The 14,769-nt window shown below is 72.6% G+C and carries 11 protein-coding genes and 1 pseudogene; 6 read left to right on the top strand and 6 right to left on the bottom strand.

Annotation, left to right across the window (positions count from 1 at the left end):
- Nucleotides 1–228 precede the first annotated feature (228 nt).
- A complete protein-coding gene (locus N5875_RS08175) occupies nt 229–465 on the bottom strand; it encodes a hypothetical protein (protein ID WP_338492563.1) in 237 nt (78 codons plus the stop codon).
- A pseudogene (locus N5875_RS08170) lies at nt 462–608 on the bottom strand (IS5/IS1182 family transposase); the annotation flags it as partial. The gene N5875_RS08175 and the pseudogene N5875_RS08170, both read right to left, overlap by 4 nt.
- 369 nt (nt 609–977) lie before the next feature.
- Between N5875_RS08170 and rsgA the strand changes: the two are divergent.
- A complete protein-coding gene (rsgA, locus tag N5875_RS08165; RefSeq protein WP_338492561.1) occupies nt 978–2,102 on the top strand; it encodes a ribosome small subunit-dependent GTPase A in 1,125 nt (374 codons plus the stop codon).
- Between the two features lie 55 nt (nt 2,103–2,157).
- Nucleotides 2,158–3,603 (top strand): AlkA N-terminal domain-containing protein, encoded by a 1,446-nt coding sequence (locus tag N5875_RS08160; protein ID WP_338492558.1) that lies wholly within the window; start codon nt 2,158–2,160, stop codon nt 3,601–3,603.
- Here the strand turns inward: N5875_RS08160 and N5875_RS08155 are convergent.
- The 3 genes from N5875_RS08155 to N5875_RS08145 form a co-directional block, all read right to left on the bottom strand.
- Nucleotides 3,536–3,934, bottom strand: a complete 399-nt coding sequence (locus N5875_RS08155; RefSeq protein WP_318206250.1) for a PPOX class F420-dependent oxidoreductase — start codon at nt 3,932–3,934, stop codon at nt 3,536–3,538. The genes N5875_RS08160 and N5875_RS08155 overlap by 68 nt on opposite strands.
- Before the next feature lie 77 nt (nt 3,935–4,011).
- Nucleotides 4,012–4,494 (bottom strand): DUF456 domain-containing protein, encoded by a 483-nt coding sequence (locus N5875_RS08150; RefSeq protein WP_318206249.1) that lies wholly within the window; start codon nt 4,492–4,494, stop codon nt 4,012–4,014.
- Between the two features lie 147 nt (nt 4,495–4,641).
- Nucleotides 4,642–5,625 (bottom strand): helix-turn-helix domain-containing protein, encoded by a 984-nt coding sequence (locus N5875_RS08145; RefSeq protein WP_318206248.1) that lies wholly within the window; start codon nt 5,623–5,625, stop codon nt 4,642–4,644.
- A 233-nt stretch (nt 5,626–5,858) separates the two neighbouring features.
- Between N5875_RS08145 and N5875_RS08140 the strand changes: the two genes are divergently transcribed.
- From N5875_RS08140 to N5875_RS08125, 4 genes are all read left to right on the top strand, one after another.
- Nucleotides 5,859–9,620 carry a S8 family serine peptidase gene (locus tag N5875_RS08140; protein WP_338492553.1) on the top strand — a complete coding sequence of 1,254 codons (3,762 nt, stop codon included), beginning with the start codon at nt 5,859–5,861 and terminating at the stop codon, nt 9,618–9,620.
- 123 nt (nt 9,621–9,743) lie between these two features.
- The gene (locus tag N5875_RS08135; RefSeq protein ID WP_338492550.1) at nt 9,744–11,210 is read left to right on the top strand and encodes a protein phosphatase 2C domain-containing protein; all 1,467 of its coding nucleotides are present in this window, start codon (nt 9,744–9,746) and stop codon (nt 11,208–11,210) included.
- A 55-nt stretch (nt 11,211–11,265) separates the two neighbouring features.
- Nucleotides 11,266–13,008, top strand: a complete 1,743-nt coding sequence (locus N5875_RS08130) for a pyruvate dehydrogenase (protein ID WP_318206245.1) — start codon at nt 11,266–11,268, stop codon at nt 13,006–13,008.
- A gap of 68 nt (nt 13,009–13,076) precedes the next feature.
- Complete coding sequence (locus N5875_RS08125; protein WP_318207318.1) at nt 13,077–13,481, top strand: ATP-binding protein; 405 nt, start codon at nt 13,077–13,079, stop codon at nt 13,479–13,481.
- 42 nt (nt 13,482–13,523) lie between these two features.
- Here the strand turns inward: N5875_RS08125 and N5875_RS08120 are convergent, their stop codons facing one another.
- On the bottom strand, nt 13,524–14,648 hold the full coding sequence (locus tag N5875_RS08120; RefSeq protein ID WP_318206244.1) for a DUF2637 domain-containing protein: 1,125 nt from the start codon (nt 14,646–14,648) through the stop codon (nt 13,524–13,526).
- Nucleotides 14,649–14,769: the final 121 nt, after the last annotated feature.

The raw sequence follows: 14,769 nt of genomic DNA, 5'->3' as shown, positions 1-14,769 counted from the left end.
CGATCACCAGGTTCGCGTTCATCGATGTCTGCGAGGTGTACAACGCCGCGGTGCTCTGTGTACACGGATGCCTGGCGAGGGCCTGAGCGGGCGTGATTCCCGTCGTTGCGGACCATCGACGATGTGGACGTAGGGACCACCAACTGATGCACCCGATCGGAATATCACCGCCCTCGCCGACCGGATCCCCGCCCGGACGGCCTCGCCTGACCTGCCCGAGCACCCTGACTACCCCCGCATCCTCAGCGTCGCCAACGAGGCGACGGGCCCCCTCCGGGCCCGCGACGTCTGCGAACCCTCGTCCGACAAACTGCTGCCGAAGAACATCGAAGGCACCCGCGCCAAGGGTTCGAGCTGGGTCTCGGCGTCCCGCAGCCAGGCCTGCAATGTGCGGAGGTTGTCGGCCGCGGCTCGGGCGGCGTCCTCCTGGATGTCGAGTGCGTCGAGCACGGGCTGGACGTTCATGTGGTCATCGTCTGCGGGTCGCGCCAGGCGGGAGTGTTCGCGCCGGTGAGACGGCGGGCCATGACATGGGGCGTCGCGCAGTAGACGCGGGAGGCGGACGAGGACGGACGGTGCTCGCAGCCACGGACCAGGCACCAGTGCAGAGGCGAGTGCCGTGGGCGGCGGCCTGGTTCCTGAAGCCTGGTCGACCAGGGGGCCCTCATGTAGAACGTTGTACGACTCGCGGCATGAGATCGGTTCGCCGGCTGCGTGCTTTGGAGTGGGTGGGCCCCGGATTTAATCGGTGGTGCCGTGCCCCGGGGTGGGGCTAAGGTTCTGATCATCCGTTCGCGAGCGAGCGGTGTCGGTTCGTTGAGAAGAAGCAGGAGGTGAGGACATTGATGACTGTCACGGTGACGGGCTCTGCCCGCATTCAGGAGTTCATCGTTCCCACCCCTGTGGTCTCCGGCTGACACCCACTCGATCCGCGCGCTCGGAGCGCGCCGCCGGGGCCACCCTTCGAAGGGTTCCCCTTGTTCAACGCTTCGCTCCACCCGTCCTCCCTTTCCGGTGCCCAGCACCCGCTCGACGCCCACGGCTGGGACTCCGGCTGGGCCGACGCCTTCGCCCCGTACGCCGCCCAGGGACTCGTCCCCGGCCGGGTGATCCGGGTCGACCGCGGGCAGTGCGACGTCGCCACCGCCGACGGGATCGTGCGCGCCGACACGGCGTTCGTGACCCCGCACGACCCGCTCCGGGTCATCTGCACCGGCGACTGGGCCGCCATCGACCCCGAAGGCGCCAGCGACCCCCGCTACGTACGGGCCTGCCTGCCGCGCCGCACGTCCTTCGCGCGGTCCACCTCCTCCAAGCGGTCCGAGGGGCAGATCCTCGCCGCCAACGTCGACCACGCCGTCATCACGGTCTCGCTCGCCGTCGAGCTCGACCTCGGCCGGATCGAGCGCTTCCTCGCCCTGGCCTGGGAGTCCGGCGCCCAGCCGACCGTCGTCCTCAGCAAGGCGGACCTCGTGCCCGACCCCGTCGGGCTCTCCTACCTCGTCGAGGACGTCGAGACGGTCGCCCCCGGCGTCCAGGTCGTGCCCCTGAGCTCGACCACGGGGGAGGGACTCGACGTGCTGTCCGCGGTGGTCGCGGGCGGTACGACCGTGCTGCTCGGCGTCTCCGGCGCCGGGAAGTCGACCCTCGCCAACGCCCTCGTCGGCGAGGACGTCATGGACGTCCAGGCCGCCCGTGACATCGACGGCAAGGGCCGGCACACGACCACCACCCGCAACCTCTTCGTCCTGCCGGGCGGGGGCGTCCTCATCGACACCCCCGGGCTGCGCGGAGTCGGGCTGTGGGACGCCGAGACGGGAGTCGGCCAGGTCTTCGCGGAGATCGAGGAACTGGCCGGAGGCTGCCGCTTCCACGACTGCGCCCACGAGGCGGAGCCCGGCTGCGCGGTGACGGCGGCGATCGAGGACGGCTCGCTGCCCGTGCGCCGCCTGGAGAGCTACCGCAAGCTGATCCGCGAGAACCGGAGGATCGTGGCCAAGACCGACGCCCGGATGCGTTCCGAGATCCTCAAGGAGTGGAAGCGCATGGGCCGGGAGGGGCAGACGGCCATGGAGCTCAAGCGCGGCCGCAACGTCCGGTAGGCGCGAGCGTGCCCGTGTGCTGCGGTCCGGGGCGCCCGCCCCGGACCGCAGCGCGATGTCCGAAAACCGCGAGCCGGGGGTCGTCGGCCGTCGCACACTGGGAGACGTGAAGGACGACGACACCCGCTACGAGGCGGTCAGCAGCAGGGACGCGCGGTTCGACGGAGAGTTCTTCTTCGCCGTCCGCACCACCGGCATCTACTGCCGCCCCAGCTGCCCCGCCGTCACCCCCAAACGCCAGAACGTCGCGTTCTTCCCGACGGCCGCCGCCGCCCAGGGCCACGGCTTCCGGGCCTGCCGCCGCTGCCGTCCGGACGCCGTGCCCGGCTCCGCCGCCTGGGACGTACGGGCCGATGTCGTCGGGCGCGCCATGCGGATGATCGGCGACGGCGTCGTCGACCGCGAAGGCGTGCCCGGCCTGGCCGGACGCCTCGGCTACAGCACCCGGCAGGTGCAGCGCCAGCTCACCGCCGAGCTCGGCGCCGGGCCCGTCGCGCTCGCCCGCGCCCAGCGGGCGCACACCGCGCGGCTGCTCCTCCAGACCACCGGGTTGCCGGTGACCGAGATCGCCTTCGCGGCCGGCTTCGCCAGCGTCCGCCAGTTCAACGAGACGATCCGCGCTGTCTACGCCCGCACCCCCAGCGCGCTGCGCGTCGAGGCGGGCAGCGGCACCGGAGCCCGTACCGCGCTCGCCGCCGGGGTACCGCTGCGGCTCGCCCACCGGGGCCCGTACGCGGCCGGCGAGGTCTTCGACCTGCTCGCGGCCGAGGCCCTGCCCCGCGCGGAGGAAGTCGTCGGCGCCCCCGGCACCCGCACCTATCGGCGCACCCTCCGCCTCCCGTACGGCACCGGGATCGTCTCCGTCGACGAGCGCTCCGCCGGGCGCTGGCTGGAGGCCCGGATCCATCTCACCGAGCTGCGCGACCTGACCACCGCCGTGCACCGGCTGCGCCGCCTCTTCGACCTGGACGCCGACCCGTACGCCGTCGCCGAGCGGCTCGGCGCGGCGCCCGGGCTCGCCGCCGAGGTCGCCGCCCGGCCCGGCGTACGGTCCCCGGGGACGGCCGAGCCCGAGGAGTTCGCGCTGCGGACGCTGCTCGGCGCGGCGGAGTCCGCCCGGGTCGTCGAGGCGCACGGCACCCCGCTGGCCACCGGCTGCGGCAGCCTCACCCATGTCTTCCCGGAGCCCCGGGAGCTCACCGGCCATGCCGTCGCGGGCCCGCTGGCCCGCGCGCTCGCCGACGGAGCCGTACGCCTCGACCCCGGCGCCGACCGCGACGAGGCCGAGGCCGCCCTCCTCGCCGTTCCCGGAGTGACCGCCGAGACGGCCGCCCTGATCCGGATGCGGGCCCTCGGCGACCCCGACGTACCCCCCGCGGGTGTCCGGGCCACGGACGAGTGGCGGCCCTGGCGCTCGTACGCCGCCCGCTACCTCAGGACTCCGCTCCCGGGGGCTCCTCAAGACCCCAGCTGTGGATCCGGCGAGGACGGATCCGGATGACCTCCTCGCTGAAGTGCGGGCCCAGCGTGTGCGGGCCGACCAGGAGCTCCGCCTCGCCCCGGATCTCCACGCCCCGCACCCGCCAGGGGCGGACGCTCGCGAGATCGTCGACGACCAGCGCCACCTTCGGGTTCTCCCGCAGATTGCGCCACTTCTTCGTACGGCCCATCGCGAGGCCGCCGACCAGGACGGTGCCGTCCTCCTGCGGGAAGAAGCCCACCGGGTTGACCTGAGGCTGACCGGACGGGTCGACCGTGGCCATCCGGGCGAGCTGCCGGCCACCTGTGAGATAGGCGCGTTCCGCCGCGCTGAAGCCCTCGAAATCCCTCATGGGACCAGCATCGCGCCGCCGCACCACCGCCGGATCGGCAGCCGGGCCCGTCCCCCCTCCCCCTTCCGTCCTAGGACTCACCCCCAGAGCACCGCCCCCGCCCACGCCCCCACGATCAGCAGACAGGAGAACAGCTCCACGAGGACGCTCGTGCCGGCCGCCCGCATCACCGTCCGGGTCGCCGCCCTGGCCTGGCCGTGGCCGCCCAGCCGGAGGCGTTCCGAGAGGTAGATCCCGCCCACGAAACCGGGGATCGCGCCGAGCACCGGCACCAGGACGAAGCCCAGGAGCGCGCCCGCGCCGGCGTACGTCACCATCCGCCGGGTGATGCCCACGCCCCGGAGGCGGCGGGGCGGCAGCTGCCAGACGACCACCTGGGTGAGCAGCAGCAGACCGGTCGTGGAGGCGAGCAGGATCCAGGCGAGGTCGGTCCGCTCGTGCAGGGACCACCAGAGCATCGCGGCCCACACCAGCCACGTCCCGGGCACGCCGGGGGCCAGGACCCCGAACAGACCGAGCAGCATCACCGTCGCGACCATCAGGAGCTGCCACACACCCACGCGCCCAGGGTCCCCCACAACGGGCGTCCTCGCAGGTCGCGGCGGGCATCCGGGTACCTCGGGCATCCGGGTACCTCGGGCATCCGGGACCCTCGGTAGCCGGCACCTCGGCCTGAACCCTCGGTTGTCCGGGACCCTCCGATACGGTCAGCCGCGCGCCACCCAGCCCTTCTCGTACGCGTGCCAGCCCAGCTGCAGCCGGGTCGTCACCCCGGTCAGCTCCATCAGGCCCTTCACCCTGCGCTGCACCGTCCGGAGCCCCAGGTCCAGCTGCTTGGCCACGCTCGCGTCCGTCATCCCGGCCAGCAGCAGCGACAGGATCTCCAGGTCCATGACGTCCGGCCCGGGTGCCTCCTCCTCGGTGATCTGCGCGCCGGCGCCGAGTCTCAGCGGCAGCGCCTCCCGCCACACCGACTCGAACAGGCCCATCAGCGATTCCAGGAGCCCGCTCGCGTGCACGACGATCGCCGCCGGTTCCACGCCCCGCCCGGTCAGCGGCACCATCGCCAGGTTCCCGTCGGCGACCACCAACTTCGTCGGGACCCGGTCCGCGACCCGGATCCTCTCCTCACGGCTGAGCGCCGCCGAGAGTTCGAGCAGCCCGGACGGAAGCGTCAGCACCTCCCGCTCGATCACCACCCGGTAGCGCACCCCCCGCCCGGCGGCCTGCTCCTCCGCGTCGTTCTCCATGCCGGAGACCGCGATCGGCTTGCCCGTCACCAGGGCGCAGACCTCCTCCTGGGCCCCCAGCTGGAGCTGGAGGAAGCGGTGGGTGACGGCGCTCGCGCCGGTCACCACCTCCACCAGGTCGTGCACGGCCGCCTCCGTCGCCTCCGCCCGGTACTCCTCGGCCAGCAGCGCCGCCGCCAGCTCCGCCTGCTCCAGCTCGTGGCGCTGCTGGGTGAGGAGAGCGCCCAGCGCCACCCCCGGCGGCGCCGCCACCCACCGCCCGGTCCTGGCCGAGGACTGCGCGGCGAGCCCCTGCGACTCCAGCCGGCGCAGCGCCCGCTCGGTGTCGAGCTCGGGCAGCGCGAGCCGGTGCGCGAGATCGGTCACCTCGGCCGCGCCCAGCGCGACCAGCGCCCGGTACGCGGACTCCTGGCGCTCATCGAGTCCTATCGCTCCCAGCATGGATGCCCCACCCCTCGCCCTACCCCCGGCGGCGCGCCCCGGATCGTCCCAGGACATTCACCGGAGGCATTCGTTCCGTTGGTGACCTGGCGGGAAACGGCCACGGCGTATTCCCGCCTCGCCCATCATCCCTGTACCGCCCTCACCTCTGCCAATGTGGCGCCACCGCAGCACCAACAGCCTCCGGAGACGGGTGTCTTATGCCTTATTTCCGGAATCAGATGGGGAGAGCGATGCGCCCGATTTCGCGTACGGCCCTGGGGGCGGCGACCGCCGTCGTGCTGGCCGTCACCGCGGTCGCGCCGTCCGTGGCGAACGAGCCGCAGGACGACACGACCGGCAAGCGACCGCTGGTGGGGAGCGAGGCCGCGGCCCGCTCCGGGCACCGCCCCGTCACGGTGACCCTGGTCACCGGGGACCGCGTCGTGGTCAGCCGCGACGCCGACGGCAACCCCTCCGCCACCGCCCTGCCGCGCGAGGACGGAACCGTCCCCCTGGTCCAGACCCGCCGCTCCGGCCAGGACCTGTACGTCTACCCCGAGGGCGCCACCGACGCGCTCGCCGCGGGCCGCGTCGACCAGGAGCTCTTCAACGTCACCGGTCTCGTCCGCCAGGGCTACGACGACGCCGCCACCACGACGCTGCCCCTCATCGCGGTCTACGGCTCCGACCTCGCCCGCTCCGTCCCCGCCGCCCCGCGCGGCGCGCGGCGCGGCCAGGTCCTCAGGACCGTCGACGGCGTCGCGCTCATGGCGGAGAAGAAGCAGGCCGCCACGTTCTGGGCCGAGGTGAACACCCCCACGGCCCGCTCCGCCTCCGGAATCAGGAAGCTCTGGCTCGACCGCAAGGTCCAGGCCACCCTGGAGCGCTCGACGAAGCAGGTCCACGCCCCCGAGGCCTGGGCCGCCGGCTACGACGGCACGGGCACCAAGGTCGCCGTCCTCGACACCGGCGCCGACGCCGAGCACCCCGACCTCAAGGGCCGGATCGCCGCCTCGGAGAACTTCACCGACTCCGACACCGCCGACGACCGCCGGGGCCACGGCACCCACACCCTCTCCACCGTCGGCGGCTCCGGCGCCGCGAGCGACGGCAGGAACAAGGGCGTCGCGCCCGGCGCGGCCCTCCTCAACGGCAAGGTCCTCAACGACTCCGGCTCCGGTGCCGCCTCCTGGATCATCGCGGGCATGGAGTGGGCGGTCGCCCAGGGCGCCGACGTCGTCTCGATGAGCCTCGGCAGCTCCGTACCCACCGACTGCACCGACCCGATGAGCGTCGCGGCCGAGGAACTCTCGCAGAACGAGGGGGCGTTGTTCGTCGTCGCCGCCGGCAACTCGGGTCCCACCCTCAACACGGTCTCCTCGCCCGGCTGCGCGCCCAGCGTGCTCACCGTCGGCGCCACCGACCGCGACGACTCCACCGCGTACTTCTCCAGCCGCGGCCCGACGATCGTCAACCACACCCTCAAGCCCGAGATCGCGGCGCCCGGCGTCGGCATCTCCGCCGCCGCGGCCGGCGGCCGGGGCGTCTACGCCTACCAGTCCATGTCCGGTACGTCGATGGCCACCCCGCACGTCGCGGGCGCCGCCGCCATCGTCAAGCAGCGCCACCCCGACTGGACCGCCCAGCAGGTCAAGGCCGCCCTCGTCGCCTCCGCCGAGAGCGACCTCCCCGGCGACGTCCGCGAGGTCGGCGGCGGCCGCCTCGACGTCAAGGCCGCGATCGACCAGACGGTCCTCGGCTCGCCCGCCGTCCAGGGCGGCACCTACAACTGGCCGCAGGACAGGAGCGACCGCACCACGGTCTCCGTCCCGTACACCAACACCTCCGGCGACCCGGTCACCCTGGCCCTGGCCGTCGAGAAGGTCACCGGCAACGACGGCTCTCCGGTGCGGAGTTCGGTCGCCCGCCTCGGCAAGCGCACCGTCACCGTCCCCGCCGGCGCCACCGTCCGGGTCCCGCTGGAGCTCGACCCCACGGCCCACCTCGACCGGGCCCAGTACGGCGACGTCACCGGCCGCGTGATCGCCACCGGCACGGGCGGCGTCCACGTCTCCACCCCGTTCTCGCTCCACGTCGAGCCCGAGACGGTCACCCTCCGCGTCAAGCTGATCGACCGTCAGGGCAGGCCCGCCTCCGGCGCCTCGTCCCTCGACGTCATCGGCACCGACGACGCGAGCGGCGAGCGCCGCTTCAACGAGGGCGCCGCCGACCAGGTCTACCGCCTGCGCCCCGGCAGCTACTTCCTCTCCTCCTTCGTCACCACCCCCGACGCGGGCGAGGGCGCCACGCTGAACGACTCGCTCAGCTACCTCGGCCGCCCGCAGCTGGAGGTGAAGAAGGACACCACGGTCGTCCTCGACGCCCGCAGGGCACACAAGCTGTCGGTCGCCACCGACAAGCCCTCCGAACCCCGCGGTACCACCCTCGCGTTCGCCCGCTCGTGGGACGACACCTGGCTGCACACCGGTACGGCCGCCGGCCCGCGCACCATCCGCGGCTACTACGCCTCGGTCGAAGGCCCGGCCGACGAGGGCGACTTCGAGTTCGGCAGCTACTGGCGCGCCGCGGCCCCGCTGATCTCCTCGCTCAGGACCGACGACGGCCTGACGCTGCACCCGGTCACCGCCTCCACCGGCTCCGACAACCTCGACGGCACCGGCTCCGCCGGTCTCGTGGACGCCGGCACCGGCACCCCCGAGGAACTGGAGGCCGCCGGGGTCCAGGGCCGCATCGCCCTGGTCCGCTTCCCCGACACCTCCCCCTCGGCGGTGACGGTGGCCCGTAACGCCAAGGCCGCCGGCGCGGTGGCCGTCCTCGCGTACCGCGCTGGTCCCGGCCGCTGGTACCCCGCGGGCGGCCTCGCCGGCGTCGGGTTCCCGGTCCTCGCCGTCGACTCCGCCGAGGGCGCGGCCCTGCTCGGCAAGCTCGCCGCCGGTGAGGTCGGCCTCTCCTGGAAGGCCACGGCGAAGAGCCCGTACCTCTACAACCTCGCCTTCCCCGAGAAGGGGTCGGTCCGCGGCGACAAGGACTACCGTGTCCGCGACGGGCAGCTCGGCCGCACCGAGTCCACCTACCGCGCCATGGGCCTCGCCAGCGACTTCATCGACTTCAGCGGCGCCTCCCGGCCCAACGGCACGTCCGTCTCCTTCGGCGACCTCGAGCGGATCCCCGCGCCGGGCACCCGCACCGAGTACTACACCGCCGGTGACACGAGCTGGGACCGGATGCTGTCCTCCAGCTTCCCGTTCGGCGAGTTCATGATCGGCGCCCCGCGCACGTACACGGCCGGCGAGCGACGCACCGAGAGCTGGTACGACGGCGTCGTCGCCCCCACCGCCCCGCGCGACAGCTCCGGCAAGCCGGTCCTCGTCGCCGAGCGCCAGGGCGACTACATCGGCTTCTCCGCCGCGATCTGGGGCGACAACACCCACCACGGCGAGGCCGGTTCCTTCGGCGACATCGGCGGCCTCCGCCTCAGCCGGGACGGCGAGCTCCTCGGGCAGACCGGCTGGCCGTTCGGCGCCTTCCCGGTGCCCGCCGACGAGGGGACGTACACCCTCGAACAGAACGTCATGAAGATCGGCAGCAAGGTGTGGGCCCGCTCCACTTCCGTCAACTCGGTATGGAAATTCACCTCCAAGCTTGACGAGAGCGTCTATTCTCAGGGCATCCCGATTCTCTTCCCCCGGTACGACCTTCCGGAGGACGGACTCAAGACCCTCGCCGCGACCGACGGCCAGCACATCGGCCTCACCGTGACGGGTCACGCGGGCTACACCCCCGCAGCGCTCACCTCGGCCAGGCTCTCGTACTCCTACGACGGAGGCACGAGCTGGACCGAAGCGCAGGTCTCTCAGCAGGGCGGCCACTGGACCGCGACCGTGAACCACGCGGGCGCGACCGGCAAGCCGGTCACCCTGAGGACCGAACTGACGGACGCCAACGGCAACTCCGTCACCCAGACCGTGATCCGCGCCTACGACGTGCGCTGATCACGCCGGTCCGCCGGGCGTCCTTCCCGTGGGGGGTGGGGCCGCCCGGCGGACCACCCATTTGCAGCAACGGTTTTCCTGATGTCCCGTTTTCGGGCGCCCCGCGCGGTGGACAATAAGGGCATGACTCAGCAGGGGGACGACAACTGGTGGGACAAGCTCTACGACGAGTCGGCGCCGGACACGGCCCCGACGGCGTCGGGTGACACCCTCGACGACCACTTCACCACGGCGACCCGGGCCACCACGGGCCCGCCGGGCGCGGCCCCGGACCCGCGGGCCCCCGCGGCCGCCGTACCCCTCGTGCCGGGGCGGGCGCCCTGGGAGACGCGGCAGGAGGGCCCGCAGACCTTTCCCGCACCGCCTCCGCCGCCTCCACCCGCGCCGCCCGTCGAGACGCCCACCGTCCGGGTGCAGCTGCCGGGGCCACCGGACGACCGCGAGGAGACCGAGACCGAGACCGAGAACGAGTCCGGGTTCGAGTCCGGGTTCGAGTCCGGGTTCGAGTCCGCGGCCGGTGCCGGGGGCGGGGAGGAGGCCCCGACCGGCGGCTCCGGCTCCGGCTCCGACCTCACCGTCGAGGTCACCGTGCCCCGTCCCCGTACCGGATACGTCGGGAGCCGGCCGCCCACCTACGACGCCGAGCCGACCGCACTGCCCGTCGCCCGCCCCGGGGAGCTCGGCGAGCTGGTGTCCGACACCGTGCTCGACGGCGCCCGGTACGGCACCTGCACCCTGCGGGCCGCCTCCGTACGCGGAGACTCCGCGCGCTACCGGGGCGAGCCCCGCCGCGACGCCCTGCTCACCGCCCGCTTCGGCCACGACGAGACCGCGCTCGTCCTCGTCGCCGTCGCCGCGGGCTCCCGCGCCGCCGAGGACGCCCATCTCGCCGCCGCCGACGCCTGCCAGTGGATCGCCGAGGCCGTCTGCCGCAGCCACGCCCGGCTCTCCGAGGACATCAGGTCCGGCCGCCGCGGCGACCTCAAGTCGGGACTCCACCGGCTCACCGACCGTACGTACGGCAAGCTCCGCACCCGCGCCGCCGAGCGCGGCCTCGCCCCCGACGAGTACACCGCGACACTCCGCTGCCTCCTCGTCCCCGCCGACCCCGACTGCCGCACCCGGGTCTTCTTCGGCATCGGCGGCGGCGGTCTCTTCCGGCTCCGCGACGGCACCTGGCAGGACATCGAACCGCTCCTGCCCGAACCGGCCGCCGTCACCGGCGCACCCGTCGTGGGCTTCGGCTCGCCGCCTCCGCAGGACGTCGCCTCCGAGACCGAGGAGGGCGACCGGCTCACCATGGACCTCGGCATCACGACCGCGCCGGCGCCGCTCGTCGAGGGGCCCGTGCCGCCGCCCGCCGAGCCGTTCCGTTTCCGCGCCTCCGTCGCCCGCCCCGGCGACACCCTGCTCCTCGCCTCGCCCGGTCTCGCCGAGCCGATGCGCGGCGAACCCGCGCTCGCCCGCGAGCTCGCCGCCCGCTGGGCCGACACCGAGGCGCCCGGCCTGGCCGCGTTCCTCGCCGACACCCAGCTGAGGGTGACCGGCTACGCCGACGACCGTACGGGGGTGGGCGTCTGGGAGGCGTAATCCACCGGGCGCAACCTGCCGGGCGCAACCCGCCGGGCCATGGGTTGATGGAGCCATGGCCAAACAGAACGTGGCGGAGCAGTTCGTCGACATCCTCGTCCGCGCGGGAGTCCGGCGCATGTACGGCGTCGTCGGTGACAGCCTGAACCCGGTCGTCGACGCGATCCGCCGTACCCCCTCGCTCGACTGGATCCAGGTGCGGCACGAGGAGGTCGCGGCCTTCGCCGCCGGCGCCGAGGCCCAGATCACCGGTGGTCTCGCCGCCTGCGCCGGCTCCTGCGGCCCGGGGAACCTGCATCTCATCAACGGCCTGTACGACGCCCACCGCTCGATGGCCCCGGTCCTGGCCCTCGCCTCGCAGATCCCGTCGAGCGAGATCGGCCTGGGTTACTTCCAGGAGACCCATCCGGACCAGTTGTTCCGCGAGTGCAGCCACTACAGCGAACTCATCTCCAACCCGCAGCAGATGCCCCGGCTGCTCCACACGGCGATCCAGCACGCCGTCGGCCGCCGGGGCGTCAGCGTCGTCTCGCTCCCCGGCGACGTCGCCTCCCAGCCCGCCCCGGAGAAGGCGGTGGAGACCGCGCTGGTCACCACCCGGCCCACCGTCCGCCCGGGGGACGCCGAGATCGACGCCCTGGTCCGGATGATCGACGAGGCCGAACGGGTGACGCTCTTCTGCGGCAGCGGGACGGCCGGGGCGCACCCCGAGGTGATGCAGTTCGCCGAGCGGATCAAGTCACCGGTCGGCCACGCCCTGCGGGGCAAGGAGTGGATCCAGTACGACAATCCGTACGACGTCGGCATGAGCGGACTGCTCGGCTACGGTGCCGCGTACGAGGCCACCCACGAGTGCGATCTGCTGATCCTGCTCGGCACCGACTTCCCGTACAACGCCTTCCTGCCCGACGACGTCAAGATCGTGCAGGTGGACGTCCGGCCCGAGCACCTCGGCCGCCGCTCCCGGCTCGACCTCGCCGTCTGGGGTGACGTGCGGGAGACCCTGCGCTGTGTGATCCCCCGTGTCCGGGCCAAGAGCAACCGCCGCTTCCTCGACAAGATGCTCAAGAAGCACGCCGACGCGCTCGAAGGCGTCATCAAGGCCTACACCCGCAAGGTCGAGAAGCACGTCCCGATCCACCCCGAGTACGTGGCCTCCGTGATCGACGAACTGGCCGACGACGACGCCGTGTTCACGGTGGACACCGGGATGTGCAACGTCTGGGCGGCCCGCTATCTCAGCCCCAACGGGCGGCGCAGGATCATCGGTTCGTTCAGCCACGGCTCGATGGCGAACGCGCTGCCGCAGGCCATCGGCGCGCAGTTCACCGACCGGAACCGGCAGGTCGTCTCGCTCTCCGGCGACGGCGGATTCTCCATGCTGATGGGCGACTTCCTCACCCTCGTGCAGTACGACCTGCCGGTGAAGGTGATCGTGTTCAACAACTCCTCGCTCGGCATGGTCGAACTGGAGATGCTGGTCTCCGGACTGCCCTCGTACGGAACGACGAACAAGAACCCGGACTTCGCGGCCATCGCCCGCGCCGCCGGGGCCTACGGCGTACGGGTCGAGAAGCCCAAGCATCTGGCGAGCGCCCTCAAGGACGCCTTCGCGCACAAGGGCCCGGCCCTGGTGGACGTCGTCACCGACCCCAACGCGCTCTCCATCCCACCGAAGATCCGCGCCGACATGGTGACCGGCTTCGCCCTCTCCGCCAGCAAGATCGTCCTGGACGGGGGAGTGGGCCGGATGGTCCAGATGGCCCGCTCCAACCTGCGCAACGTGCCCCGACCCTGAGGGAATGCGGGCGATGTGGCGGGGCATGCATCCCCGTGAGCCTGTTCGACGATCTGTGGGTGGGGGATATGGCCGGGGAGGCACGACAGCCGACTCAACTGCTCAGAAAGGTGGGATGCGAGGATCTCACCGCGGTGCCGGAGGTGCGACATGCCCTGCGTGACCTGCTGCGGAAATGGGGCCGACCGGGCGTTTCCGACGTGGCGGAACTGCTCATCAGCGAGCTGGTGACCAACGCCCTGATCCACACCGAGCACGGGGCCGTCGTGACGGCGACGGTCGTGCCCGAGCAGCTGAGGGTCGAGGTCCGCGACTTCGTCCCCGGTCTCGCCCCACCGCACGTACCGCCCGCCGACGACGGTACGCACGGCAGGGGGCTGATCCTCGTCGAGGCCCTGGCCGACTCCTGGGGAGTCGAGGACCACGGGGTGGGCAAGGTGGTGTGGTTCGAACTGAACGGCGGGGCCGCCTGAGAGGCGGCCCCGCCGGTGTGTGGTGGACGGACGGCTGTCCGCTCAGCCGAACTGCTGCTCCAGGTCCTTGAGCTTGCGCTCCAGGGAGTCGAGACGGGGCAGCGTCTGAGTGTCGTCCTCCGCGGTGAGATCCACCGTTCGGGAGTCGCTCGTGCGGATGTCACGGCCAGTGACGGCCTGGAGGGAGGGCCGGGGTCGAAGCGGCAGTTGTCCCGGATCCGCTATGGCCGGTTCCGCGACGGCGGCCTGCACGGACGCCGTCGCGGAACCTGAACCCGAACCGGTGCCGGACCCCGAACCCGGGCCCGTACCGCTACCCGAGGTGGCGTTGAGCGCCGCCATCTCCACCTGACGGCCGCCACCCCGGCCGAGCCCGAAGGCGCGGTGCTGGCGGTTGATCGCCTTCAGCCGTGCCCGGTCGAGCTTGACCTGGTCGCGCCGGCGGATCCGGTTCTGCTCCTTCTCCCGCCGGTCCTCGCGCACCTCGTCGACGGCCTCGTCCAGGGTCCGTACGCCTTCCAGAAGCATCAGCGACCAGGCGGCGAACGTCTCCCGTGGTGCCCTCATCCACCGCACGATCCGGATCTGCGGCAGCGGGCGGGGCACCAGGCCCTGCTCGCGCAGCGCGGCCCTGCGGGTCTGCTTGAGCGCCCGGTCGAAGAGGACCGCAGCCGAGAGGGACATGCCCGCGAAGAACTGCGGTGCCCCGTCGTGGCCCAGGCCGCGCGGGGCGTGCACCCAGTTGAACCAGGCGGCCGCGCCCGCGAACAGCCAGACGAGCAGGCGCGAGCCGAGGGCCGCGTCGCCGTGGCTGGCCTCGCGGACCGCGAGCACCGAGCAGAACATGGCGGCGCCGTCGAGGCCGAAGGGGACGAGGTACTCCCAGCCCCCGGTGAGGTTGAGGTTCTGCCGGCCGAAGCCGACGAGTCCGTGGAAGGACAGTGCCGCGGCGACCGCGGCACAGCAGAAGAGGAGGACGTAGGAAGCGGTGCCGTACACGGCTTCCTTGCGTCTGCGGCGCTCCTCGCTGCGTTCCCAGGAGTCCTCGGCCGCGGCCTGGTCACCGGCGCGCTTCCCGCGCGCGAGCACCGCCACCGCCGTCAGGACTCCGGCCACCATGACGCCACCCGGAAGCAGCCAGTCCAGCGATATGTCGGTCAGTCTCATGCGGTGTCCCTTGCATCGCAGTAGGGCGTTTGGCGGCCCATACTGGCCGACCCTGTGGGGCGCTCAAGGGGTTTCCGGGCAAGAGCACGCCATCGGGGCGCCACGACATACGAATAGGTGC

The sequence above is a fragment of the Streptomyces sp. SJL17-4 genome (assembly GCF_036826855.1).
Taxonomy (GTDB): Bacteria; Actinomycetota; Actinomycetes; order Streptomycetales; family Streptomycetaceae; genus Streptomyces.
Note: the sequence above shows the minus strand (reverse complement) of the source record. Positions and strands in the feature narration are given on the sequence as shown.